This window comes from Saccharopolyspora sp. NPDC002686 (assembly GCF_040295745.1).
Taxonomy (GTDB): domain Bacteria; phylum Actinomycetota; class Actinomycetes; order Mycobacteriales; family Pseudonocardiaceae; genus Saccharopolyspora; species Saccharopolyspora oryzae.
Map to the genome: position 1 here is coordinate 1 of NZ_JBEOVY010000113.1, position 20477 is coordinate 20477.

Here is a 20477-nt window from a genome sequence, read left to right on the forward strand (position 1 = left end):
CCACCACCCCCAAAACCCTTTTACCCCCCACCCCGCTCTCCCTATCTGCTCTCCCCGTCACAGGACGCCATTGGGCGTGCGCGGGGGCTTCCTCCGGACGGCCCTCTGTCGTCACTTGATCCAACGGGCAGCGGCCTCGTAGGTGGTGGCCGCGGTGCTGTTGAACGCGATGGCCGCATCGGGCGCGTGCCGCCGAACCAGGTTGATCACCAGCTCGAGGAGTTCGACCTGATCGTCCGAGTGCCGCAGTCCACCGCCGATGGTGACGCACTCCCACGGATGGGCCCGCAGCGCATTTCCGACGACTGCCGCTACATCGTCGCTCCCGTCGAGGCCGATCAGGCATGTCTCGACGCCCACGCCGTGTTCGGCGTACTTGGCCAGCCCCGCCTCGATCGCCTGGGCCACCGGCTCAGGATCCTACGGCCCAGGCACCCGATGCGGATCAAGCCCGATGACGAGGACGCGCGGCGAAGTGGTGGTGTCCATGTCTGGACGATACGAGCCGAACACCCCGCGAACCACGAGGTCGATCCGCATCGGCGAATCGTTCGGCCCCGGCTAGGTGGCGAAGCCGTCGAGGAAGATCGTTAGGCAGTCTCTGGTGAGGTCTTCTGTTGTGTAGGCGTCTTCGGGGTGGCGCCATTTGATGGAGAGCCAGACCGCGTCTCGGATGAAGCGGTGGAAGACCTTGGTGGGGACGTCTTCGCGGAAGACCCCGGTTCGCTTGCCGTCGTTGATCGTTTCCAGCCAGATCTGCTGGGCTTCGTCGGCCAGCTTCTTGGCGTCCCGGTAGTCGGGATCATCGCGGAGGTTGGGCAGTTCGTTCTGGTAGACGACTGTGGCGTGCGGGCTTTCCTCTGCGGTGCGCAGCGACACTTCCACGATGGCGCGCAGTCGCGCGCGCGGGTCGAGCTCGCGGGGCGCGGCCTCGTCGTAGCGGGCCTTCAGCTGCTCCAGGTAGGTGGTGACCACCTCGCGCACGATGGCGCTCTTCGACGGGAAGTAGTGGTACAGCGCGCCGGACTGCACCCCGACCCGGGCGGCGATCTGGCGCACGGTGGTGGATGCGACGCCCTTGTCGGCGAACAGCTCTGCGGAGGCGTGCAGGATGTCGGTCCGGCGGAGCTCGACAGCGGTCATCCACGTCCTCCCGGGTGTTGAGCGCTTGCTCAATCGAGCCTAGGTTCCCGGCCGCGCCGCGGTCAACCAGTTCGGCGCGGCAGAGGCGAAAATGCCTGGCTTTAGGCCGTTTTCGCTGATCGGTCAAGGGGTGGTCCGGAACTCAGGTCGAGTATTGACCAAGCGCTCGTTAGGGAGTAATACTGCCTCCCGTCGGTCCAGCGGTGGGCCGGGACGGGAGGCCGGCGGTGTCGGTGTCTGACCGCAGCGATCCCCTGGGCCGGCGCTTCTCGCTGGGCGATCTGCACCACGTCGGCGTCGTCGTGCCCGACATCGAGCAGGCTGCTGCTGACGTCGAGCGGATCTACGGCATGTCGGTCGCGGTCTTCGACGAAACCCGGTTCACCTGCCGGATCCGCGGTGTCGAGCAGACCTCGGTGCAGCGGATCGGACTCACCGCGGGGCCGCCGCCGCACCTCGAACTGCTCCGCGAGGTGCCCGGGTCCGAGATCTGGACGCCCGCCCCCGGAATCCACCACCTGGGCTTCGTGGTCGACGACCTGGCGAGCGCGGCGAGCGAGTGGGAGCAGGCGGGGGCGCCGGTGTGGATGGCCGGGGTCCAGCGCGGAACCTGCCCGGCGGGCGCCACCTACCACCGCGACCCGCTGGGGCAGGTGTTCGAACTGATGGACCGGGCTCTCGCCGACTCGATGGCCCGCCGGATCGACCACAGTGGATCGACGGATGAAAGCTCTTCAACGGAGCGGAACTTGCACGGAAGGAAGGCGTGAAGGTGAAACTAGCGGGCAAGGTCGCGTTCATCACGGGAGCCGCTCAGGGGCAGGGCCGGAGCCACGCCGTGCGGCTGGCCGCCGAGGGCGCCGACATCATCGCGCTCGACATCTGCGAACAGCTCGACTGCGTGGCCTACGAGATGGGCGACGAGGCCGGGCTGGAGGAGACGGTCCGGCAGGTCGAAGCCCAAGGGCGCCGGATCCACGCGGCCAAAGCCGACGTCCGCGACCTGAAGGCCGTCGAAGACGTGGTCGCCGAAGGCGTGCGGAAGTTCGGGCGGCTGGACGTCGTCGCCGCCAACGCCTCGATCTGCACAGTGCAACCGCACGACGAGCTGACCAGCGAGGTCTGGCAGACGACGCTCGACGTCAACCTCACCGGCGTGTGGCACACCTGCTCCGCCGCCATCCCGCACCTGGTCGACGCCGGTGGCGGCAGCATCGTCATCACCGGATCCACCGGCAGCGTCGTCGGCCTGCCGTTCTACCTGCCCTACGTGGCCAGCAAGCACGCGCTGATCGGGGTGTGCCGGTCCCTCGCGCTGGAACTGGCCGACCGCAACATCCGCGTGAACGTCGTGCTGCCGACCGGCGTGGACACCGCCCAGGGGCATTCCAAGGTGCTGCCCGAGCTGCTGGAAGGACGGCCGGACCTCGGGCCGGTGTTCATGAACAGCCTGCCGGTCACCCGCATCGAGTCCGTCGACGTCAGCAACGCCCTGTCGTTCCTCGCCTCCGACGAGGCCCGCTACATCACCGGCATCGCGATGCCCGTCGACGCCGGCTCCACCATCCGCTGAGCCCGAGCAGAGGAGAACCCATGAGCCCCCGTGTTGTCTACGCCCGCAGCGTGCACGACGACGCCGAGATCAACGCCTGCCTCGAGGTCCTGCGCGGTGGGCCGTTCGGCCTGAAGATCGGCAAGAACGTCGCGGAGATGGAGCGCACCGTCGCCGAGCTCTACGGCAAGCGGCTCGGCGTGATGTGCAACTCCGGATCGTCGGCGATCTACCTGGCGCTGGAGCTGCTCGACCTGCCCAGGGGAGCGGAGGTGATCACCTCGCCGCTGACCTTCTCCACCGACGTGGCGCCCATCGTGCGCGGCGGCTGGATCCCGGTGTTCGCCGATGTGGAGCCGGACACCTACAACGTGGACGCGGGCAAGATCGAGGAGCTGATCACCGACCGGACGAAGGCGATCCTGATCCCCAACCTGGCCGGGAACGCGCCGGACTGGGACGTCATCCGGGACATCGCCGATCGCCACGACCTGAAGGTGATCGAGGACTCCTGCGACTGCATCGGCACGACGCTGCGCGGCACCAAGACCGGCAGCCGGTCGGACATCACGGTCACCAGCTTCGCGATGGCGCACATCGTCACCTGCGCCGGCAACGGCGGCATGGTGTGCCTGGACGACGAGCTGCTGCGGGACAAGGCGCTGATGCTGCGGCGGTGGGGGCGGCGCTCGGAACCGCACCTGTTCGGCTCGGCCAACACCGGGCGGGTGTTCCGCGAAGACCTCGACGGGGTCGCCTACGACAACGACTTCATCTTCGACGTGCTGCCGTGGAACTTCGAACCGTCCGAGCTCGGCGCCGCGTTCGGCCTGCAGCAGCTGAAGAAGCTCGACGCGAACTTCGCCCGCCGCGCGGAGATCTTCGAGGCCTTCAACGGGGCCTTCGGCAGCTATCCCGCGCTGTTCTCGCTGCCGCGCCAGCTGCCGGACTGGCACACCGCCTGGCTGTGCTACCCGGTGATGGTGCGCCCCGACGCCGGGTTCGCGCGCAGCGACCTGCAGGAATCGCTCGAAGCGGCGGGCATCGACACGCGCACGGTGTGGAGCGGCAACATCGCCCGGCACCCGATGATGCGGGGCGTCGAGCACCGGGTTCCCGAGGGCGGACTGCCCAACGCCGACGCCGTGTTCGAGCGCGGCATGTCGCTGGGGATGAGCCACGGCACCACAGCCGAGGAGCTCGACCACGTGGTGGCCAGCATCCACGCCTTCGCATCGCGCTTCGCGCCCGCCGGCCAGCTGAGATGACCGCCGATGTCGAGGAAACCCATCAAGACCGCGCTCTACGCGCCACCGCTCGGGCGTGATGCGGCGGCGTGGCGGGAAGAGCTGCGCCGGCTGGACGACAGCGGGCTGACCGCGGTGTCGGTATCCGACCACTTCATGGTCGGGCGGGTGGATCCGGTCGCCGCGCTGGCCGCCATCGCGATGAGCACCCGGCGGTTGCGGGTCATGGCGCTGGTGCTGTGCAACGACTACCGGCATCCGGTGATCACCCACCACGCGGCGGCCAGCGTCGACGTTCTCTCCGGCGGACGGCTGGACCTCGGCCTGGGCGCCGGTTACCTGGAGGCCGAGTACGCCGCGGCCGGGTTGCCCTACGACCCGCCGGGGCAGCGCGTCGACCGGCTGGCCGAGTCGGTCGAGGTCATCAAGGCGCTGTTCGCCGACGGCCCGGTGCACCACGAAGGCGCGGCCTACGCGGTGACCGGGCTGACCGGGACCCCGGCACCGGTGCAGACCCCGCACCCGCCGCTGCTGATCGGCGGCGGCGGGAAGCGGATGCTCGCGATGGCCGGGCAGCACGCGCAGATCGCCGGGATCCACTCGAACCTGCGGCACGGCTCCGCCTACAACGCGGCCGTCATCGAGGACATGCTGCCGGACCGGATGGCGCGCAAGATCGACTGGGTCCGCGAGGCGGCGGAACGCGCTGGACGCGATCCCGACCAGCTGGACTACCTGTCGATCACCTGGACCTGCCGGGTGGTGGACAGCCCGCGCCGGACCGATGCCGCGCTGGCCGAGGTGTGCCGGGCCTACGGCGTCGATCCGGCGGTCGGGCGGCGGTCGACCGGCCTGCTGGTCGGGACGGTCGAGCAGTGCGTCGAACAGCTCCTGTACCGCCAGGACGAATTGGGGCTGAACTACGTCGACTTCGGGGCCGCGAACGCCGCCGAGGTCGCACCGCTGGTCGCAGCATTGTCCTCTGTGGACTGAATCCCCCGAAGAAGCCCTTTGACAACGGAGTCGAAGATGTCCGAAACCGCCGTGCGAAGATCACCCGACCACGCCGTGCTGCGCAAGGTCGCGCTGTCCGGCCTGCTCGGCACCGTCATCGAGTACTACGACTTCCTGCTCTACGGAACGCTGGCCGCCATCGTGTTCGGACAGTTGTTCTTCCCCGGATCCGACCCGGTGGTCGGCACCATCGCCTCGTTCGGCACCCTCGCGGTCGGCTACGTCGCCCGGCCCGTCGGCGGGATCGTCTTCGGGCACTTCGGCGACCGGATGGGCCGCAAGTCGATGCTCGTGCTCACCATGACCATGATGGGTCTGGCGAGCGTGCTGATCGGCCTGCTGCCGACCTACGGCTCGATCGGGGTGTGGGCTCCGGTCCTGCTCGTGCTGTGCCGGATCGTGCAGGGCGTGGCCATCGGCGGCGAGTGGGCCGGTGCGACGCTGATGGTCGTCGAGCACGCCGACGCCAAGCGCCGGGGGCTGTGGAACGGCCTGCTGCAGATGGGGTCGCCGCTGGGCTCGGTGCTCTCGACGATCGCGGTCGCACTGGTGACCAGGCTGCCCGAGGACCAGCTGATGTCCTGGGGTTGGCGAGTGCCGTTCCTGTTCAGCGCGGTGCTGCTCGGCATCGGGCTGTACGTGCGGATCAGCATCACCGAGAGCCCGCTGTTCGAGCAGTCGCGAGCCGCCGCGGACAAGCCGAAGGTCCCGCTGGTCGAGGTGCTGCGCAATCCCGGCACCTTCCTCCTCGCCAGCGCCGTCGGCATCGGCCCGTTCGCGCTGACCGCGCTGATCAGCACCTTCATGATCACCTACGGCAAGTCCATCGGGTACGCCACCGCCGACGTGGTGACCGGAGTGCTGATCACCGCCCTGCTGGGGCTGGTGGCCATTCCGCTGTTCTCCCTGCTGTCGGACCACCTCGGCCGCCGGACCGTGGTGGTGGGCGGCGCGACGGGGATCGTGCTGCTGGCGTTCCCGATGTACGCCCTGGTCAACACGAAGGTGGTGGCCCTGCTGTTCGCCGGCATGCTGCTGGGGCAGCTGATCCAGAACGCGATGTACGCGCCGCTCGGCCCGCTGCTGTCGGAGATGTTCGGCACCAACGTCCGCTACACCGGCGTCTCGCTCGGCTACCAGATGGGCGCGCTCATCGGTGGCGGCTTCACACCGCTGCTCGCCAGCAGCGTGTTCACCATCTCGGGTGCCCCGTCGAGCACGCCGCTGGCCGTGCTGGCCGGTGCTTGCGGCCTCGTGACGCTGCTGGCCATCTGGCGGACCGGTGAGACCCGCGGTCGTGACCTGGCCGCCGAGGTTGAGACGCGCACTCCGGTTTCGAGCTGAGGAGATGGGATGACGCGAACCGGCGACTCCGAGATCGACCGGCGGATGATCGAGTCCTCCGTATTCTCGGAGGCGGACGGGTTCGCCTACGGCGAGCACGCGGTGCAGGTCCACATCCGGACCGACCTGTTCAGCACCGGGATCGGCATCGGCGGGCCGGTGGTGGAGCTGGACCACGTGTTCACCGGTCCCGGTCGGGAGCGGAACCCGTTCAACTCGCTCTGATCGACTACTTGGAGGTTTTCGTTGGAGACCCGACGACTCGGTGGTGATGGCCCTGCTCTGTCGGTGGTGGGCCTGGGCTGCAACAACTTCGGGATGAAGCTGGACCAGCAGGCCAGCGCCGAGGTGATCGGTGCGGCCCTGGACGCGGGGATCACCCACCTCGACACCGCGGAGATGTACGGGGAGGGGCGTTCCGAGGAGTACATCGGAGCTGCGCTGGGGGCCCGACGCGACGAGGTCGTGATCGCCACGAAGTTCCTGCCCCGTCCCAAGGACGAGCCTTACGCGCCCGGGGCGCTGCGCAAGCGCATCCTCGACGCGTGCGAGGGGAGCCTGCGCCGGCTCCGCACTGACCGGATCGACCTGTACTACCAGCACTACCCGGACGCGGATGCGCCGGTGGACGAGGCGCTGGAGACGCTCGACGAGCTCGTCCAGCACGGCAAGGTGCTGCACATCGCCTCGTCCAACGTCAGCGCCGAGCAGATCGCGACGGCGGCGAACGTGTCGGCGGAACGGTCTCTGCCCCGCTTCTGCGGCACCCAGATCGAGTGGAACCTGCTCTCGCGCGAGGTCGAGCAGAGCATCGTTCCCGCGGCGCGGGACAACGGGCTCGGCGTCGTCCCGTACTTCCCGCTGGCGTCCGGGATGCTCACCGGCAAGTACCGCCGGGGCAGCGACTTCCCGGCGGGCTCGCGGTTCGACGCGATGTCGTACTTCGCCGACAGGTTCGCCAACGACGAGAGCTTCGACCGGGTCGAAGCGCTGACCGCGTTCGCCGAGGAGCGCGGGCACTCGATCCTCGAGCTGGCCGTGGCGTGGCTGGCCGCGCAGGACGGCGTCGCGTCGGTGATCACGGGTGCGACCACGCCGGACCAGGTGCGTGCCAACGCTGCCGCCGCGAACTGGACGCTGACCTCGGCGGACCTCACCGCCCTGCCCTGATCGGCAGTGGTCAGACGCCGAAGCCGCCGTCCACGTCGAGCTTCTGACCGGTGATGAACTTCGCCCGGTCCGAGGCCAGGAAGCAGGCGGCTTCGGCGATGTCCGCTGCGCTGCCGAAGGTGCGCAGCGGGATGTTTCGCCTGGTCACCTCCAGCGCGCGTTCGTCCAGGTCGCCGTTGGCCATCAGATCGGCGGCCATGCCGTCGGTCAGCATGCCGGGGCCGACGCAGTTCACGCGGACGCCGAACCGGCCTTCCTCGGCCGCGAACGCCCGAGCCGTCGCTTCGACGGCGCCCTTCGGACCTGCGGACAGGCCGTCGCGCACCGGGTAGCGGTGGGTGGCCGCGGTGGTGATCGCGACGATCGACCCCTTGCTGGCGCGCAGTGCGGGGAGCGCGGCGTGCACGAGGTTGAAGAACGCTTCGGCCTCGGCGGTGAGGTGGTCGGCGAAGGCCGCGGGTTCGACCTTGGAGAGGTGGACCTGCCGGACCAGGGGACCGGCCGCGTGCACGAGGGTGTGGATCGCGCCGAAGCGCTCGACGACACCGTTCACGTAGGCCGCGCACTGCCCGGCGTCGGTCAGATCGAGCTCGCCCGCCGCCGCGCCGAGCTCTCCGGCCAGGGCCTCGGCCGCGCGCCGGTCGCTGCGGTAGGTCAGCGCGATCCGGGAGCCGCGTTCGGCGAGCAGCCGGCAGATCGCGCTGCCGAGCCCGCCGGTACCGCCGGTCACCACCGCCACGCCGGGTTTGTCCTGGAAGTCCTCCACGGTCGTCCTCCTTCGAAAGCCGCCGCTCCTGCTGGTGTTCGGCGTCCACTGACCGGGAAGCGGTCTCGCCCCGCCGGTTCCCGGCGTGTATGGTCCCACAGCACCAAGCGCTTGCTAGGTAATCAGAAGTCGTTGCACCGCCCGGGATTTCGCCCCCGGACGCGGATCGAAGGTGCTGGCGAGGAGGGCGATCGTGTTCGACGAAGAGGTCGCGGCGGTCATCCAGTCGCTCGACGCGGGTTTTCCGCGGGTCGAGGAGATGACCGGGGCCGAAGCGCGTGCCGCCATCGCGGCGCGGCGGCAACCGCCGACCAACCTGGACGCCGTGGCGAAGACCGAAGACCGCGAGATCCCCGGGCCCGGCGGTGCGATCCCGGTCCGCCTGTACTTCCCGCACCACGACGCGGACGAACCGTTGCCGGTGGTCGTCTTCTGCCACGGCGGCGGCTTCGTGTTCTGCGACATCGAGTCGCACGACGGGTTCTGCCGCGACCTGTCGGCGCGGACCGAGGCGGTGGTGATCTCGGTGGACTACCGGCTGGCACCCGAGCACAAGGCGCCCGCCGCTGCTCAAGACGCCTACGCCGCACTGACCTGGGCCGCCGAGCACGCCCGTGAGCTCGGGGGAGACCCGGACCGGCTGGTGATCGCCGGCGACAGCGCAGGCGGCAACCTCGCGGCCGGCGCCTGCCTGGTGGCCAGGGACACCGGCGGCCCCGAAGTGGCTGCTCAAGTGCTGATCTACCCCGCGCTCGACCCGGCCTGCGACACCGCGAGCTACCGCGACTACGGCACCGGGTACGGCAACACCAAGGCCGCCATGCAGTGGTACTGGCGCCAGTACCTGCCGGAGGACGGCCAGATCGAGCCCCGGTACCAGATCGAACCGCTCGCCGCCGACACGTTCTGCGACCTGCCGCCCGCCATCGTCGTGACCGCCGGCCTGGACCCGCTCTCCGACGAAGGCCGGGCCTACGCGACGGCGCTGGCCGGGGACGGGGTGCCGGTGACGCACCGGCACTACCCGGGCCTGTTCCACGGATTCCTGACCATCATGCCGCTGCAGGCCGGGCGATCGGCCCGCGACCTGCTGTGGCACGACCTGCGCGCAGCTACGAAGCGAGGGACATCATGACCACCGGAGCTCACAGGGTGCGCGACGTCCTGGTCGTCGGAGCCGGGTTCGCCGGCCTCTACGGCGTGCACGCGTTCCGCGAAGCCGGACTCGACGTCGTCTGCCTCGAAGCGGGCGAGGACATCGGCGGCACCTGGTTCTTCAACCGGTACCCGGGCGCCCGTTGCGATGTGGAGAGCATCGACTACTCGTACTCCTTCGACGAGGACCTGCAGAACGACTGGGTGTGGAGCGAGCGCTACGCGACCCAGCCGGAGATCCTCGCCTACATCCGCCACGTGGCCGACCGCTTCGGCCTGCGCCAGCACGTCCAGCTGGAGAAGCGGGTCACGGCCGCGCACTTCGACGAGCCGACCTCGCGCTGGACGGTGCGCACCGAGGACGGCGACGAGCACGTCGCGCGGTACCTCGTGTTCGCCACCGGATCCCTCTCGGCGCCGAACAAGCCGGACATCCCCGGCGCCGATTCCTTCGCCGGCGAAACGTACTTCACCGCGCGCTGGCCGGAACCGGGCCCATCGCTGGAGGGCAAGCGCGTCGGCATCATCGGCACCGGCTCGTCGGCGATCCAGTCGGTGCCGATCCTGGCCGAGCAGGCCCGCTCGCTCACCGTCTTCCAGCGCACGCCGAACTACAGCGTGCCCGCGCTGAACCGGGACCTCACCGAAGAGGAACAGCGCCGGATCCGCGCGGAATACCCCGAGCGGCGGCGGAAATCGCGCTTGAGCGGCGGCGGTTCGATGCACGAGCCCTACCCGAAACCGGCGTTGGAGTGCACTCCGGACGAGCGCGAGGCAGCGCTGGAGGCCGGTTGGCGCAACGGTGGTGTGCTGTTCGGCAAGACCTTCCCCGACCAGTTCACCAACAGCGCGTCCAACGACTTCGCCCGCGAGTTCGCCGCCCGCAAGGTCCGGGAGATCGTCGAGGACCCGCGCACCGCTGAAGACCTGATCCCCACCGACCACCCCATCGGCACCAAGCGGATCTGCACCGATTCCGGGTACTTCGAGACGTTCAACCGGGACGAGGTCTCGCTGGTCAACCTGCGCCGGGACCCCATCCAGCGGATCACCGCCGCGGGCATCGAGACCAGCGCCGGGTTCCACGAGCTGGACGTGCTGGTCTACGCCACCGGGTTCGACGCGATGACCGGCGCGCTGATGCGCGTCGACATCACCGGCCCGCTCGGCGACCGGATCCAGGACGCCTGGGCGGAGGGACCGGTGACCTACCTCGGCGTGCAGATCCCGGGATTCCCCAACCTGTTCACCGTCAACGGTCCGGGCTCGCCGTCGGTGCTGGCCAACATGGTGCTGACCGCGGAGCAGCAGGTCGACTGGCTCGCCGAGCTGATCCGGCACGCCGACGAGACCGGGGCGACCCAGGTCGAGGTGCGCGACGACGCCGCGGTCAAGTGGACCGAGCACGTCCAGCAGGCCGCGGACGCCACGCTGTTCCCGAGGGCCAACTCCTGGTACCTGGGCGCGAACATCGAGGGCAAGCCGCGCCGGTTCATGCCGTACGTGGCCGGGCTCGGCGCTTACCGCAAGCGCTGCGACGCGATCAGGGACGACGGCTACGAGGGGTTCGTCTTCACCTCGCGCTGAGTCCTGAACAGCGGGACTTGTGCTGGGGTTGCCCGGCCAAGCGTGCGAACGTGGCGGCGTGCTTGCATCGACAGCCGGTTCCGGGAATTCCAAAGACCTTTCGATCGCGGACGCGGTCGCCCGCCTCAGCGGGGCCGAGCGGACGGGAACGCCCGCGGCACCGGTGCGGGACGTGCTCGGCGACACCGACATCGCCCTCGCCTACGCCGTGCAGCAGGAGCTCGTGCGGCAGCGGGAGGACAGGGGAGCGGTGCCGGTGGGCCGCAAGATCGGCCTGACCTCGCCCGCGGTCCAGCGGCAGATGGGCGTCGACCAGCCCGACTTCGGGGTGCTCTTCGCCGACATGGACGTCTCCGGCCGGGCCGAGATCCCGTCCGGTCGGCTGCTGCAGCCGAGGGTCGAAGCCGAGATCGCCTTCGTGCTGGCCGAAGACCTGGCCGACGGCGAGCTGGACACGGCGCAAGTGCGCGCCGCGGTGGACTACGCCGTGCCTGCGCTGGAGATCGTCGACAGCCGGATCACCGGGTGGGACATCGCGATCACTGACACCATCGCCGACAACGCCTCCAGCGGGCTGTTCGTGCTGGCCGACCGGCGGCTCCCGCTCGACGAGTTCGAGCCGCGGGACACCACCATGCGGCTCTACGCCGACGACGAGCTGGTCTCGGAGGGCAGCGGGGCCGCGTGCCTGGGCGATCCGCTCGCCGCGCTCGCCTGGCTGGCCCGGACGGCGCGGTCCTTCGGCGACCCGTTGCGAGCAGGGCAGATCGTGCTCTCCGGGGCGCTGGGGCCGCTGGTCCCGGCGAAACCGGGAATGCGCTTCCGCGCCGAAATCGACCCGCTCGGCGAGGTCACCACCACGTTCTCCGAGGGAAGCGAATGAAGAAGACGAAGGTCGCCATCATCGGCTCGGGCAACATCGGCACCGACCTGATGATCAAGGTGCTGCGGACGTCCGAAACCCTGGGCATGGGCGCGATGGTCGGGATCGACCCCGATTCCGACGGGCTCGCCCGGGCCGTGCGGCTCGGCGTGCCGACCACCGCCGACGGCGTGGACGGGCTGATCGCGCTGCCGGGCTTCGACGAGATCGACATCGTGCTCGACGCGACCTCGGCCAAGGCGCACATCGCCAACGCCGCGAAGCTCGCCCCGTTCGGCAAGAAGCTGATCGATCTCACCCCGGCCGCAGTCGGCCCGTTCGTCGTGCCACCGGTCAACCTCGACGAGCACCTCGGCGAGGACAACCTCAACATGGTCACCTGCGGCGGGCAGGCCACGATTCCCGTGGTGGCCGCGGTGTCGGCGGTGACCCCGGTGCACTACGCCGAGATCGTCGCCTCCATCGCGTCGAAGTCCGCAGGTCCGGGCACCCGGGCCAACATCGACGAGTTCACCGAGACGACCTCGCACGCCATCGAGTCGGTCGGCGGCGCCGCCCGCGGCAAGGCGATCATCGTGCTCAACCCGGCCGAACCACCGCTGATCATGCGCGACACGGTGTTCTGCCTCATCGGCGACGCCGACCAGGACGCCGTCCGCTCCTCGATCGAGGAGATGGTCAAGCAGGTCGCCGAGTACGTGCCCGGCTACCGGCTCAAGCAGCGGGTGCAGTTCACGCCGATCGGCGAAGGCGAACCGGTGCACACCCTGGTGCCCGCCGGCGCCGGGCCGGTCACCACCCGGGTCGCGGTGTTCCTCGAGGTGGAGGGCGCCGCGCACTACTTGCCCGCTTACGCCGGGAACCTCGACATCATGACCTCGGCCGCCCTGCGCGTCGCCGAGACCCTCGCCAGCGCACCGGAGGCCGCTCGATGAACCTCTACATCCAGGACGTCACGCTCCGGGACGGCATGCACGCGATCCGGCACCGCATCGACCCGGCGGACGTCGGCCGCATCGTGGCCGCCCTGGACGCCGCCGGGGTCGACGCCATCGAGGTCGCCCACGGCGACGGCCTCGCCGGCGGGTCGGTCAACTACGGGCCGGGCAGCCACACCGACTGGGAATGGCTGGAAGCCGCGGCCGACAACATCAGCAACGCCGTGCTCACCACGCTGCTGCTGCCCGGGATCGGCACCGTCGCCGAGCTCGACCGGGCCTGGGACCTCGGCGTCCGGTCGGTGCGGATCGCCACCCACTGCACCGAGGCCGACGTCTCCGCGCAGCACATCGCGAAGGCCCGCGAGCTGGGCATGGACGTGTCGGGCTTCCTCATGATGAGCCACATGAGCCCGGCGGCCGAGCTCGCCGCGCAGGCCAAGCTGATGGAGTCCTACGGCGCGCACTGCGTGTACGTCACGGACTCGGGCGGTCGGCTCACCACGGGCGGGGTCCGCGAACGGATCCGCGCCTACCGGGAGGTCCTCGACCCGGCCACCCAGATCGGCATCCACGCCCACGAGAACCTCTCGCTGTCGGTCGCCAACAGCATCGCCGCGATCGAAGAGGGCGCCATCCGCGTCGACGCTTCGCTGGCCGGGCAGGGCGCTGGGGCGGGGAACTGCCCGATCGAGCCGTTCATCGCGGTCGCCGAGCTGGAGGGCTGGCAGCACGGGTGCGACCTGTTCGCGCTGCAGGACGCCGCCGACGACCTGGTCCGGCCGCTGCGCGACCGTCCCGTGCAGGTCGACCGGGAGACCCTCACCCTCGGCTACGCCGGTGCGTACTCGTCGTTCCTCCGCCACGCGGAGAGCGCCGCCGAGCAGTACGGGGTGGACGCGCGCAGCCTGCTGCTCGAAGTCGGGCGGCGAGGGCTGGTCGGCGGTCAGGAGGACATGATCGTCGACATCGCGCTGGACCTGACGGCCCGCAGCGCGTGACCGCCGGTGCCCCGGCGCCCGTCAGCGGGACGGGCGCTGGGGCAGCAGCGGTCCGACCAGCAGCCGGGCCGCCAGCCGCATGTCGGACTCGGCCTGCTCGACGGACGTCTTGCCGCTGAGCCTCGAGATGAGGACGCCCCACCAGCTGAACACCAGGAGGCGGACGGTGCTCTCGACCTCCTCGCCGGGCGCGGACTGCTTGAGGGTGTGCAGGACCGCGCGGGAGAGCGCCGAATCGCCGTCCGGGGAGCCGAACGGATCCGAGGTGTAGTTGGTCGCGGTGCTCTGCACCATCGCCGAGCACAGCCGGGGCCGGCGGAGCAGTTCCCGGCTCAACGACACGAGGACCTCGCCTATGTCGCTGACGAGGTCCTCGCTGTCGTCCGGCCACAGCCGCTCGAGGATCGTGTCGAGCTGCGCTTCGAAGACCGCGGTGAACAGGTGCGTCTTGGACGGGAAGTAGCGGTAGAGCGTCCCGATCGCGACCCCGGCGTCCTTGGCCACCTCGTTCATCTGCACGCGCTCGAGGTCCGCCCTGGCGCCGAGTTCCGCGGCGGCGTCGAGGATGCGGTCCCGGCGCGCGACCTGCCCTTCGGACATCGGCGATGCGGGCGGCCGAGCCTCGGCGATTCTCGCCACTGTTCCCCCTGTTCCGGTGCACCTGCTCCATCCCCAGGATAGAGGCGTGTCAGCCAGCGGTTCCGCCGTCTGGTCGGGTGAGGAAGGCCAGGACGGTGCTCTCCCAGGCCTCCTTCTGCTCGATCATCGCCCAGTGCCCGCAGTCGGGGAGCACGTGCACTTCGGCGCGGGGGATGGTCCGCATCGGCAGCAGCGCCATGTCGACCGGGCTGACCCGGTCGTCGCGGCCCCAGGTGATCAGCGTCGGTGCCGTGATCTTGTGCAGCATCGACCAATACGGCGCCTGGTCCGAGGCGGCAGCGGCGGCCGCCATCGCTTCGCGGCTGTACATGCGGCGCGCGGATTCGAGGGTCTTCGGATCGGTGGCCTGCTGCCAGCGCTCCTCGATCATCTCCTCGGTCACCACCGCCGGGTTGAAGACCATCGAGTGCAGCCAGCGGATCAGCTTCTCCCTGGTCGGGTCCTCGGTGAAGTCCATGAGCAGCTTGATGCCCTCGCCGGGCGAGGGGCTGAAGATGTTGCGGCCCACTCCGCCGATGGTCACGATGCGCCGGAACAGGTCGGGTTGGGCGATCGCGAGGTTGGCCGCCACGATGCCGCCCATCGAGTTGCCGATGACGTCGACCTGGTCGAGGCCCAGCCCGCGCAGGAACCGCAGCACCGCGCTCGGCGCGGCGACCATCGGGTGCTCGTCGGTCGGGTCGCTGACCCCGAATCCGGGGAACTCCAGCACGAGGCAGCGGAAGTGCTCGGCGAAGAACGCGAGGTTGCCGCGGTAGTTGCGCCAGCCGGTCACCCCGGGGCCCGAACCGTGCAGCATCAGCAGCGGCGGGCCCTGGCCGGCCTCGTGGTAGCGCAGCACGCCCTCGTCGGTGCGCAGCTCCCGCAAGGTGCTCTCGTAGGTCGTTTCGATCATGGTGTGCTGGACCCTCCGATCAGGACGCTGTTGGCGATTCCGGACCGTAGGAGCAGGTGGGCTCGCGGGGACCGGTCCATCCCGCCCAGCGGGACCCGGTCACAACCAGTCACCGCCCACCGCGAGCAGCTGGGCCACCGGCTCGTTCGACCACGACTGCTGGGCGACCGCGAGGTTCGGCCGCGGCTGCTTCGGCACGTCCGCGACGGTGGCGAGCTCGGTCGAGACGGCGTTGGCGGCTTGGATGAGCAGGGGAGCGACCCGCTCCAGGGGCGACTGCGCGTCGCCCACCAGCGAGATCGCGGCCACCGGGCCGTCCCGTCCGCGCAGCGCGATGCCGACGCAGCCGACCTTCGGGAAGCACTCGCCGCGTTCGAAGGCCAACCCGCGGCGGCGCCGGATCCGGTCCAGCTCCTGGTGCAGGACGCCGGGATCGGCGATGCTGCGCGCCGTGCGGCGCGCCGCGTTGCCGTACTCGGCCTCGATCCGCTCCGGGGGCAACCAGGCGAGCATCGCTTTGCCGAGCGCCGTGCAGTGCGCCGGGGCGCGGCCTCCGACGCGCGAGGGCACCTCGACGGCGGAACGGCCGCCCACTTTGTCCAGGTAGTACACCTCGGTGTCGACGAGGACCGCCAGGTGCACGACCAGCTTGGTGCGGATCGCCAGGTCGTGGAGCACCGGCGCCGCCGCGCTGCGCAGGGCGTTCTGCCCGATCTCGCGGCCGCCGAGACCGAGCGCGCGCTTGCCCAGCCGGTATCCGGCCGTCGTGTGGTCGAGCCACCGCAAGCGGACGAGCTGGTCCAGGATCCGGTGCGCCGTGGAGCGGGGCAGGCGGGTCCGCCGGGTCACGTCCTCCAACGTCTGGTGGGTGTGCGGGCGTTCGAACAGGTCCAGGATCAGCGTCAGCCGCTCCACCATGGACGGCGGGACGGGCTGCTCGACTGCCGACTCGGCACTCGTCCTCAACGTTGAGGTCATGCCACACCTCTCGATCGGCTCGATCGGCGAATTGAAATTGATTCTACCGGCACGCTAGCAGTGTCTAGCGCGGGCGAAAAGCACTTGAGCGGCGAAATCCGTTGTGCGGAAGCAGGAATCCGGACGTAGGTGACGCGAAAGATCATTGCTCGGCCGGACTCGCGGTCCGGTCCCGCTCAACGGGACTACCGGTTGAACCACCGCATCCAGCGCCCTACGGTCGCCGCCGAGGCGAGGTGGCCGCTGCCGTCACCCGGATCCGCAGTTTCCATTGAAACTGTGATCCGCCGTGGGTGGGATGTGCAGTTTCAATTGAAACTGCGGACTGGTGGGTCCTGCGGACGGGTGATTCGGGTCCACTGTGGATGAATCGGGTTCCCGCGGTCTCCGCGGTTGCTGGAACGGTTCCGTTGGAGGGAATTCCATGCCCACTGCGCAGGAGGTTTTCGGCGGTGGTCTCGCCGTGGTGACCGGGGCCGGGGCGGGGATCGGCGCCGGGTTGACCCGGCACCTCGCCGGAGATCTCGGCATGACCGTGATCGCCGCCGACGTCGACGCGGAGGCCGCGCACCGCATCGCCGACGAGCTGGGCGAACGCGTGGTGCCGCGCGTCGTCGACGTCCGGGACCCCGACGCGGTGGACCGGCTGGCCTGCCTGGTGACCGACGAGTTCGGCCCGGTCCGGCTGCTGATCAACAACGCCGGCGTCGAGCAGTTCGGCTACCTGTGGGACGTCTCGCCGGTGAACTGGCAACGCGTCGTGGACGTCAACATCAGCGGCGTCTTCCACGGCATCAGGGCCTTCCTGCCCGGCATGATCGCCGCTGGTCAGCGCAGTCACGTGCTCGCGCTCGCCTCGGTCGGCGCGGTCACCTCGGTGCCCCTGCAGGCGCCCTACATCATGAGCAAGCACGCGGTGCTGGCCATGACCGAGTGCCTGCACCAGGAGGTCGCCGAGATCGGCGCCGACGTCGTCGTCTCGGCGGTGCTGCCGGGGTTGGTGGAGTCCGACATCTTCAGCGCCGCGGGCGGGGTCGAGTCCGGCGACATCGCGGCCGCCGAGGAGCACCGCAAGACGATGCTGGCCATCCGCGAGCAGGCCATCAGCGCCGATGAAGCGGCGGAGACCATCGTGGCGCAGGCGGCGCGCGGGGAGTTCTATATCGTCACCCACCCCGAGGTCGTGCACGCGGCCATGGCGGCGCGCGCCGACCAGCTCGCGAACCACCGCGCACCAGCGCCGCACCGGAGCAGGTTCGCCGCGGCCGAGTAGCCCAGGCGACCCGATCGGCCCAGTCCCGTTGAGCGGGAGGCGCACTTCACCGCAGGTCGCAGCGGTGGTGCGATGCCGCGCAGCACCAGCACCACGACGAGGAGACGTCGATGCCCACGAGCACACCGCCCGCTCCCACTCCCGCGCGCGACACGACCGTCGACCTCGTCGTGATCGGGTCCGGCACCGGGATGGCCGCCGCGCTCGCCGCGAACGAGCTGGGGCTCGACGCCCTGATCGTCGAGAAGACCGACTACGTCGGCGGCTCGACGGCGTTGTCCGGTGGCGCGTTCTGGATCCCGGCGAGCTCGCTGCTGGCGGAGGAGGGCGCGGTCGACTCGCCCGAGCGCGCCGAGGCCTACTTGCGCTCCGTCGTCCACGGCACCTCGCCGGACGAGCGGTGGGAGAGCTTCCTGCGCCACGGCGACGAGACCATCCGGATGCTGCAGCGGACCACCTCGATGCGCTTCATGTGGAGCAAGGGCTACTCCGACTACCACCCGGAACTGCCCGGCGGTGTCGCTTCCGGTCGCAGCTGCGAGTGCAGGCCCTTCGACGTCGCGACGCTGGGTGCGGAACGGGCCCGGTTGCGTCCGTCGGCGCTGAAGTCGCCGGTGCCGATGCCGATCACCGGCTACGACTACAAGTGGATGAACCTGATGGCCCGGGTGCCGAGCCGCGGTGTTCCGCGGGTGGCGCTGCGGATGGCCCAGGGCATCGGCGGGAAGCTGCTCGGCCGCGAGTACGTCGCCGGAGGCCAGGCACTCGCCGCGGGCCTGTACGGGGGAGTGCTGCGGGCCGGGATCCCGGTGTGGACGCAGACCTCGTTGCAGCGGCTGACCACGGAGGACGGCCGGGTGACCGGCGTGGTGCTGGAGCAGGGCGGACGCGAGGTGACGGTGCAGGCCCGGCGCGGTGTCGTGCTCGCGGCAGGCGGTTTCGACCACGACATCGCGTGGCGCAAGGAGTTCCAGTCCGAGGCGCTCGAACCCGGCTGGAGCCTGGGGAACAAGGGCAACACCGGCGACGCCATCCGGATCGGCCAGCAGGTCGGGGCCGACATCGGCCTGATGGACCAGGCGTGGTGGTTCCCCGCCGTCGCGCCGCTGCCCGGCGGGGCGCCGTCGGTCCTGCTCGCCGAGCGGTCGCTGCCGGGGTCGCTCATCGTCGACCGGCACGGGCGCCGGTTCGTCAACGAGTCCACCGACTACATGAGCTTCGGCCAGCGGGTGCTGGAACGCGAGCGGTCCGGCGACGCCGTCGGATCGATGTGGATGGTGTTCGACCAGCGCTACCGCAACAGCTACGTCTACGCGGGCGGGGTGTTCCCGCGGATGGCGCTGCCGGAGAGCTGGTACGAGGCCGGCATCGCGCACAAGTCGGACGACCCGGCGGACCTGGCCCGCCGAGCGGGCCTGCCGGAAGACGGGCTCGTCGAGTCCCTGCGCCGGTTCAACGAACTCGCGGCGGCGGGCGTGGACGACGACTTCCACCGCGGCGCCAGCGCCTACGACCGCTACTACGGCGACCCGACCGTTGCGCCGAACCCGAACCTGCGCCCCCTCGACGGCCCGCTGTACGCGGTGCGGATCGTCCTGGGCGACCTCGGCACCTGCGGCGGTCTGCGCGCGGACGGCCACGGACGGGTGCTGCGCGCCGACAAATCCCCGATCGACGGGCTCTACGCGACGGGCAACACCGCGGCGAACGCCTTCGGAGCCACCTACCCGGGCGCCGGAGCGACCATCGGCCAGGGCCTCGTCTACGGCACCGTGGTGGCGAAGCACGCCGCGAGCCGGGGCTGACGCAGCCGGAAGAGGACCTCCGCACTGGCCTCGGCCGGTGCGGAGGTCGTCGCTGCTCATCCCGGCGGGCCAGTGGCACTGGAGCGCGGGCTGCTGCCCAGGGGTTTCGGCCCGCTCCGGGGAGGGCGTGCGGCGCGCACCGATAAGCTGGGGCTCCGGTGCAGGCCTGACGAAGATGAGTGGTGACCCGTGACGACGCCGTCCAACAAGCTGTACCGGCACCAGAAGCCGCTGCGCGACATCGTGGGCGAGCGCATCCGCAGCGGGATCTACGACGGCACGCTCCCGCCCGGCACCCGGCTGGTCGAGCGCGACCTCGCCGAGCTGTACGAGGTCTCCCGCCTGCCCGTCCGCGAAGCCCTGCGCATCCTGCAGAACGAGGGGCTCGTCGAGCACCTGCCCACGCGCGGGCTCGTGGTGCGCACGCTCGACCGCAGCCAGGTGTGCGAGCTCTACGACATCCGGGAGGCGCTGGAGGTCCTCGCCGCTCGGCAGGCGGCCGAACGCGTCGCGGGCGGTGCCGAGAACCACTTCGCCGAGACGATGCGCGAGATGCGCGAGGCGGTCGACGCGGGTGACGTCGAGTCCGCGCACGCCGCGAACTCCCGGTTGCACGACGAGATCACCGCGCTGTCCGGCAACACGCTGCTCGCGGAGATCCTGGAGCCGCTGGTCGGGCGGGTCGGCTGGCTGCGCCGCAAGATCGAGGACTTCAACCTCATCCAGGCCGAGCACGTGGCCCTGTGCGAAGCCATCGCCTCGGGCGACCCGGACCGGGCCGCCGCCGCGGCCAGCGACCACGTGCGCGCTTCGCGGGCGCGGACCCTGGAGTTCCTGTTCGGCGCCTAGCCGGCGCGCCCGGCGGCGTGCTCGCCCGCGATGCGGCCGAACACGATGGCGTCGGCGATGTGGAACCCGCCGTCCTTGCACCAGCTGTAGGTGGAGCTGACCGCCCCAGCGGCGTACAGGCCCGGGATCACGTCCAGGTCCGAGACGCGGACGGAGATCTGCCCGGTCCGGTGCAGGCCGTGCGCGGTGGACAGCTCGTCGAGCAGCTGCGGGAGGC

Annotated in this window: 22 protein-coding genes; 15 read left to right on the forward strand and 7 right to left on the reverse strand. The window is 70.3% G+C overall.

The genetic code is table 11. The features are described 5' to 3' along the window. Nucleotides 1–111: 111 nt before the first annotated feature. Both ABTZ89_RS16955 and ABTZ89_RS16960 read right to left on the reverse strand, forming a co-directional pair. On the reverse strand, nucleotides 112–408 hold the full coding sequence (locus ABTZ89_RS16955) for a hypothetical protein (protein ID WP_351045489.1): 297 nt from the start codon (nucleotides 406–408) through the stop codon (nucleotides 112–114). A 153-nt stretch (nucleotides 409–561) separates the two neighbouring features. Further along, nucleotides 562–1143 carry a TetR/AcrR family transcriptional regulator gene (locus tag ABTZ89_RS16960; RefSeq protein ID WP_270947128.1) on the reverse strand — a complete coding sequence of 194 codons (582 nt, stop codon included), beginning with the start codon at nucleotides 1141–1143 and terminating at the stop codon, nucleotides 562–564. A gap of 227 nt (nucleotides 1144–1370) precedes the next feature. Between ABTZ89_RS16960 and ABTZ89_RS16965 the strand changes: the two genes are divergently transcribed. From ABTZ89_RS16965 to ABTZ89_RS16995, 7 genes are read left to right on the forward strand one after another with little or no spacing between them, the layout of a single operon-like run. Further along, on the forward strand, nucleotides 1371–1913 hold the full coding sequence (locus ABTZ89_RS16965) for a VOC family protein (protein WP_351045493.1): 543 nt from the start codon (nucleotides 1371–1373) through the stop codon (nucleotides 1911–1913). Next, entirely contained in the window at nucleotides 1910–2716 is an 807-nt protein-coding gene (locus tag ABTZ89_RS16970) for a mycofactocin-coupled SDR family oxidoreductase (RefSeq protein WP_351045496.1), read from the forward strand. Before ABTZ89_RS16965 ends, ABTZ89_RS16970 begins: the two co-directional genes overlap by 4 nt. A gap of 20 nt (nucleotides 2717–2736) precedes the next feature. Next, complete coding sequence (locus ABTZ89_RS16975; protein WP_270947131.1) at nucleotides 2737–3963, forward strand: DegT/DnrJ/EryC1/StrS family aminotransferase; 1227 nt, start codon at nucleotides 2737–2739, stop codon at nucleotides 3961–3963. Nucleotides 3964–3969: 6 nt separating this feature from the next. Next, complete coding sequence (locus tag ABTZ89_RS16980; RefSeq protein ID WP_351045499.1) at nucleotides 3970–4935, forward strand: TIGR03621 family F420-dependent LLM class oxidoreductase; 966 nt, start codon at nucleotides 3970–3972, stop codon at nucleotides 4933–4935. A 36-nt stretch (nucleotides 4936–4971) separates the two neighbouring features. Next, the gene (locus ABTZ89_RS16985) at nucleotides 4972–6300 is read left to right on the forward strand and encodes an MFS transporter (RefSeq protein WP_351045502.1); all 1329 of its coding nucleotides are present in this window, start codon (nucleotides 4972–4974) and stop codon (nucleotides 6298–6300) included. Nucleotides 6301–6309: 9 nt separating this feature from the next. Next, nucleotides 6310–6525, forward strand: a complete 216-nt coding sequence (locus tag ABTZ89_RS16990) for a hypothetical protein (protein WP_270947134.1) — start codon at nucleotides 6310–6312, stop codon at nucleotides 6523–6525. A gap of 21 nt (nucleotides 6526–6546) precedes the next feature. Beyond that, entirely contained in the window at nucleotides 6547–7470 is a 924-nt protein-coding gene (locus ABTZ89_RS16995) for an aldo/keto reductase (RefSeq protein WP_351045506.1), read from the forward strand. Nucleotides 7471–7480: 10 nt separating this feature from the next. On the opposite strand, the gene ABTZ89_RS17000 is transcribed toward ABTZ89_RS16995, so the two are convergent. Then, complete coding sequence (locus tag ABTZ89_RS17000; protein ID WP_351045509.1) at nucleotides 7481–8236, reverse strand: SDR family NAD(P)-dependent oxidoreductase; 756 nt, start codon at nucleotides 8234–8236, stop codon at nucleotides 7481–7483. Nucleotides 8237–8429: 193 nt separating this feature from the next. Between ABTZ89_RS17000 and lipP1 the strand changes: the two genes are divergently transcribed. Genes lipP1 through dmpG form a run of 5 tightly spaced genes read left to right on the forward strand, consistent with a single transcriptional unit; the run spans nucleotide 8430 to nucleotide 13800 of the window. Continuing rightward, on the forward strand, nucleotides 8430–9371 hold the full coding sequence (gene lipP1 / locus ABTZ89_RS17005; RefSeq protein WP_351045512.1) for a LipP1 family hormone-sensitive lipase: 942 nt from the start codon (nucleotides 8430–8432) through the stop codon (nucleotides 9369–9371). Further along, nucleotides 9368–10978: a flavin-containing monooxygenase gene (locus tag ABTZ89_RS17010; RefSeq protein WP_351045515.1), complete on the forward strand. Its 1611-nt coding sequence runs from the start codon at nucleotides 9368–9370 to the stop codon at nucleotides 10976–10978. The genes lipP1 and ABTZ89_RS17010 overlap by 4 nt, the downstream gene beginning before the upstream one ends. A 58-nt stretch (nucleotides 10979–11036) precedes the next feature. Continuing rightward, nucleotides 11037–11861, forward strand: coding sequence for a 2-keto-4-pentenoate hydratase (locus tag ABTZ89_RS17015; RefSeq protein ID WP_351045518.1), 825 nt, complete (start codon nucleotides 11037–11039; stop codon nucleotides 11859–11861). After that, entirely contained in the window at nucleotides 11858–12796 is a 939-nt protein-coding gene (locus ABTZ89_RS17020) for an acetaldehyde dehydrogenase (acetylating) (RefSeq protein ID WP_270947140.1), read from the forward strand. The genes ABTZ89_RS17015 and ABTZ89_RS17020 overlap by 4 nt, the downstream gene beginning before the upstream one ends. After that, the gene (gene dmpG, locus ABTZ89_RS17025) at nucleotides 12793–13800 is read left to right on the forward strand and encodes a 4-hydroxy-2-oxovalerate aldolase (protein WP_351045520.1); all 1008 of its coding nucleotides are present in this window, start codon (nucleotides 12793–12795) and stop codon (nucleotides 13798–13800) included. Before ABTZ89_RS17020 ends, dmpG begins: the two co-directional genes overlap by 4 nt. A 21-nt stretch (nucleotides 13801–13821) precedes the next feature. Here the strand turns inward: dmpG and ABTZ89_RS17030 are convergent, their stop codons facing one another. From ABTZ89_RS17030 to ABTZ89_RS17040, 3 genes are all read right to left on the reverse strand, one after another. Further along, a complete protein-coding gene (locus ABTZ89_RS17030) occupies nucleotides 13822–14400 on the reverse strand; it encodes a TetR/AcrR family transcriptional regulator (protein ID WP_270947142.1) in 579 nt (192 codons plus the stop codon). Nucleotides 14401–14488: 88 nt separating this feature from the next. Beyond that, on the reverse strand, nucleotides 14489–15355 hold the full coding sequence (locus ABTZ89_RS17035; protein ID WP_351045524.1) for an alpha/beta fold hydrolase: 867 nt from the start codon (nucleotides 15353–15355) through the stop codon (nucleotides 14489–14491). A gap of 99 nt (nucleotides 15356–15454) precedes the next feature. Then, entirely contained in the window at nucleotides 15455–16333 is an 879-nt protein-coding gene (locus ABTZ89_RS17040) for an IclR family transcriptional regulator (RefSeq protein ID WP_270947144.1), read from the reverse strand. A 424-nt stretch (nucleotides 16334–16757) separates the two neighbouring features. Here ABTZ89_RS17040 and ABTZ89_RS17045 point away from each other — a divergent pair, with 424 nt between their 5' ends. The 3 genes from ABTZ89_RS17045 (at nucleotide 16758) to ABTZ89_RS17055 (ending at nucleotide 20260) form a co-directional block, all read left to right on the forward strand. Beyond that, a complete protein-coding gene (locus ABTZ89_RS17045; RefSeq protein ID WP_270947145.1) occupies nucleotides 16758–17606 on the forward strand; it encodes an SDR family NAD(P)-dependent oxidoreductase in 849 nt (282 codons plus the stop codon). A gap of 110 nt (nucleotides 17607–17716) precedes the next feature. Next, nucleotides 17717–19411: a 3-ketosteroid-delta-1-dehydrogenase gene (locus tag ABTZ89_RS17050; protein ID WP_351045528.1), complete on the forward strand. Its 1695-nt coding sequence runs from the start codon at nucleotides 17717–17719 to the stop codon at nucleotides 19409–19411. A 189-nt stretch (nucleotides 19412–19600) separates the two neighbouring features. Continuing rightward, on the forward strand, nucleotides 19601–20260 hold the full coding sequence (locus ABTZ89_RS17055; protein WP_270947147.1) for a GntR family transcriptional regulator: 660 nt from the start codon (nucleotides 19601–19603) through the stop codon (nucleotides 20258–20260). Here the strand turns inward: ABTZ89_RS17055 and ABTZ89_RS17060 are convergent. Beyond that, nucleotides 20257–20477: hypothetical protein (locus ABTZ89_RS17060; protein ID WP_351045532.1), on the reverse strand; the 221-nt coding region annotated here is incomplete at its 5' end. The genes ABTZ89_RS17055 and ABTZ89_RS17060 overlap by 4 nt on opposite strands.

Excerpts from the sequence above, each read along its gene's own strand:
- ABTZ89_RS17040 (WP_270947144.1), bottom strand. The coding sequence starts at position 16,333 with ATGACCTCAACGTTGAGGACGAGTGCCGAGTCGGCAGTCGAGCAGCCC.
- dmpG (WP_351045520.1), top strand. The coding sequence starts at position 12,793 with ATGAACCTCTACATCCAGGACGTCACGCTCCGGGACGGCATGCACGCG.
- ABTZ89_RS16975 (WP_270947131.1), top strand. The coding sequence starts at position 2,737 with ATGAGCCCCCGTGTTGTCTACGCCCGCAGCGTGCACGACGACGCCGAG.
- ABTZ89_RS16960 (WP_270947128.1), bottom strand. The coding sequence starts at position 1,143 with ATGACCGCTGTCGAGCTCCGCCGGACCGACATCCTGCACGCCTCCGCA.
- ABTZ89_RS17050 (WP_351045528.1), top strand. The coding sequence starts at position 17,717 with ATGCCCACGAGCACACCGCCCGCTCCCACTCCCGCGCGCGACACGACC.
- ABTZ89_RS17045 (WP_270947145.1), top strand. The coding sequence starts at position 16,758 with ATGCCCACTGCGCAGGAGGTTTTCGGCGGTGGTCTCGCCGTGGTGACC.
- ABTZ89_RS17010 (WP_351045515.1), top strand. The coding sequence starts at position 9,368 with ATGACCACCGGAGCTCACAGGGTGCGCGACGTCCTGGTCGTCGGAGCC.
- ABTZ89_RS16980 (WP_351045499.1), top strand. The coding sequence starts at position 3,970 with ATGTCGAGGAAACCCATCAAGACCGCGCTCTACGCGCCACCGCTCGGG.
- ABTZ89_RS16990 (WP_270947134.1), top strand. The coding sequence starts at position 6,310 with ATGACGCGAACCGGCGACTCCGAGATCGACCGGCGGATGATCGAGTCC.
- ABTZ89_RS17035 (WP_351045524.1), bottom strand. The coding sequence starts at position 15,355 with ATGATCGAAACGACCTACGAGAGCACCTTGCGGGAGCTGCGCACCGAC.
- ABTZ89_RS17020 (WP_270947140.1), top strand. The coding sequence starts at position 11,858 with ATGAAGAAGACGAAGGTCGCCATCATCGGCTCGGGCAACATCGGCACC.
- ABTZ89_RS16985 (WP_351045502.1), top strand. The coding sequence starts at position 4,972 with ATGTCCGAAACCGCCGTGCGAAGATCACCCGACCACGCCGTGCTGCGC.
- ABTZ89_RS17030 (WP_270947142.1), bottom strand. The coding sequence starts at position 14,400 with ATGTCCGAAGGGCAGGTCGCGCGCCGGGACCGCATCCTCGACGCCGCC.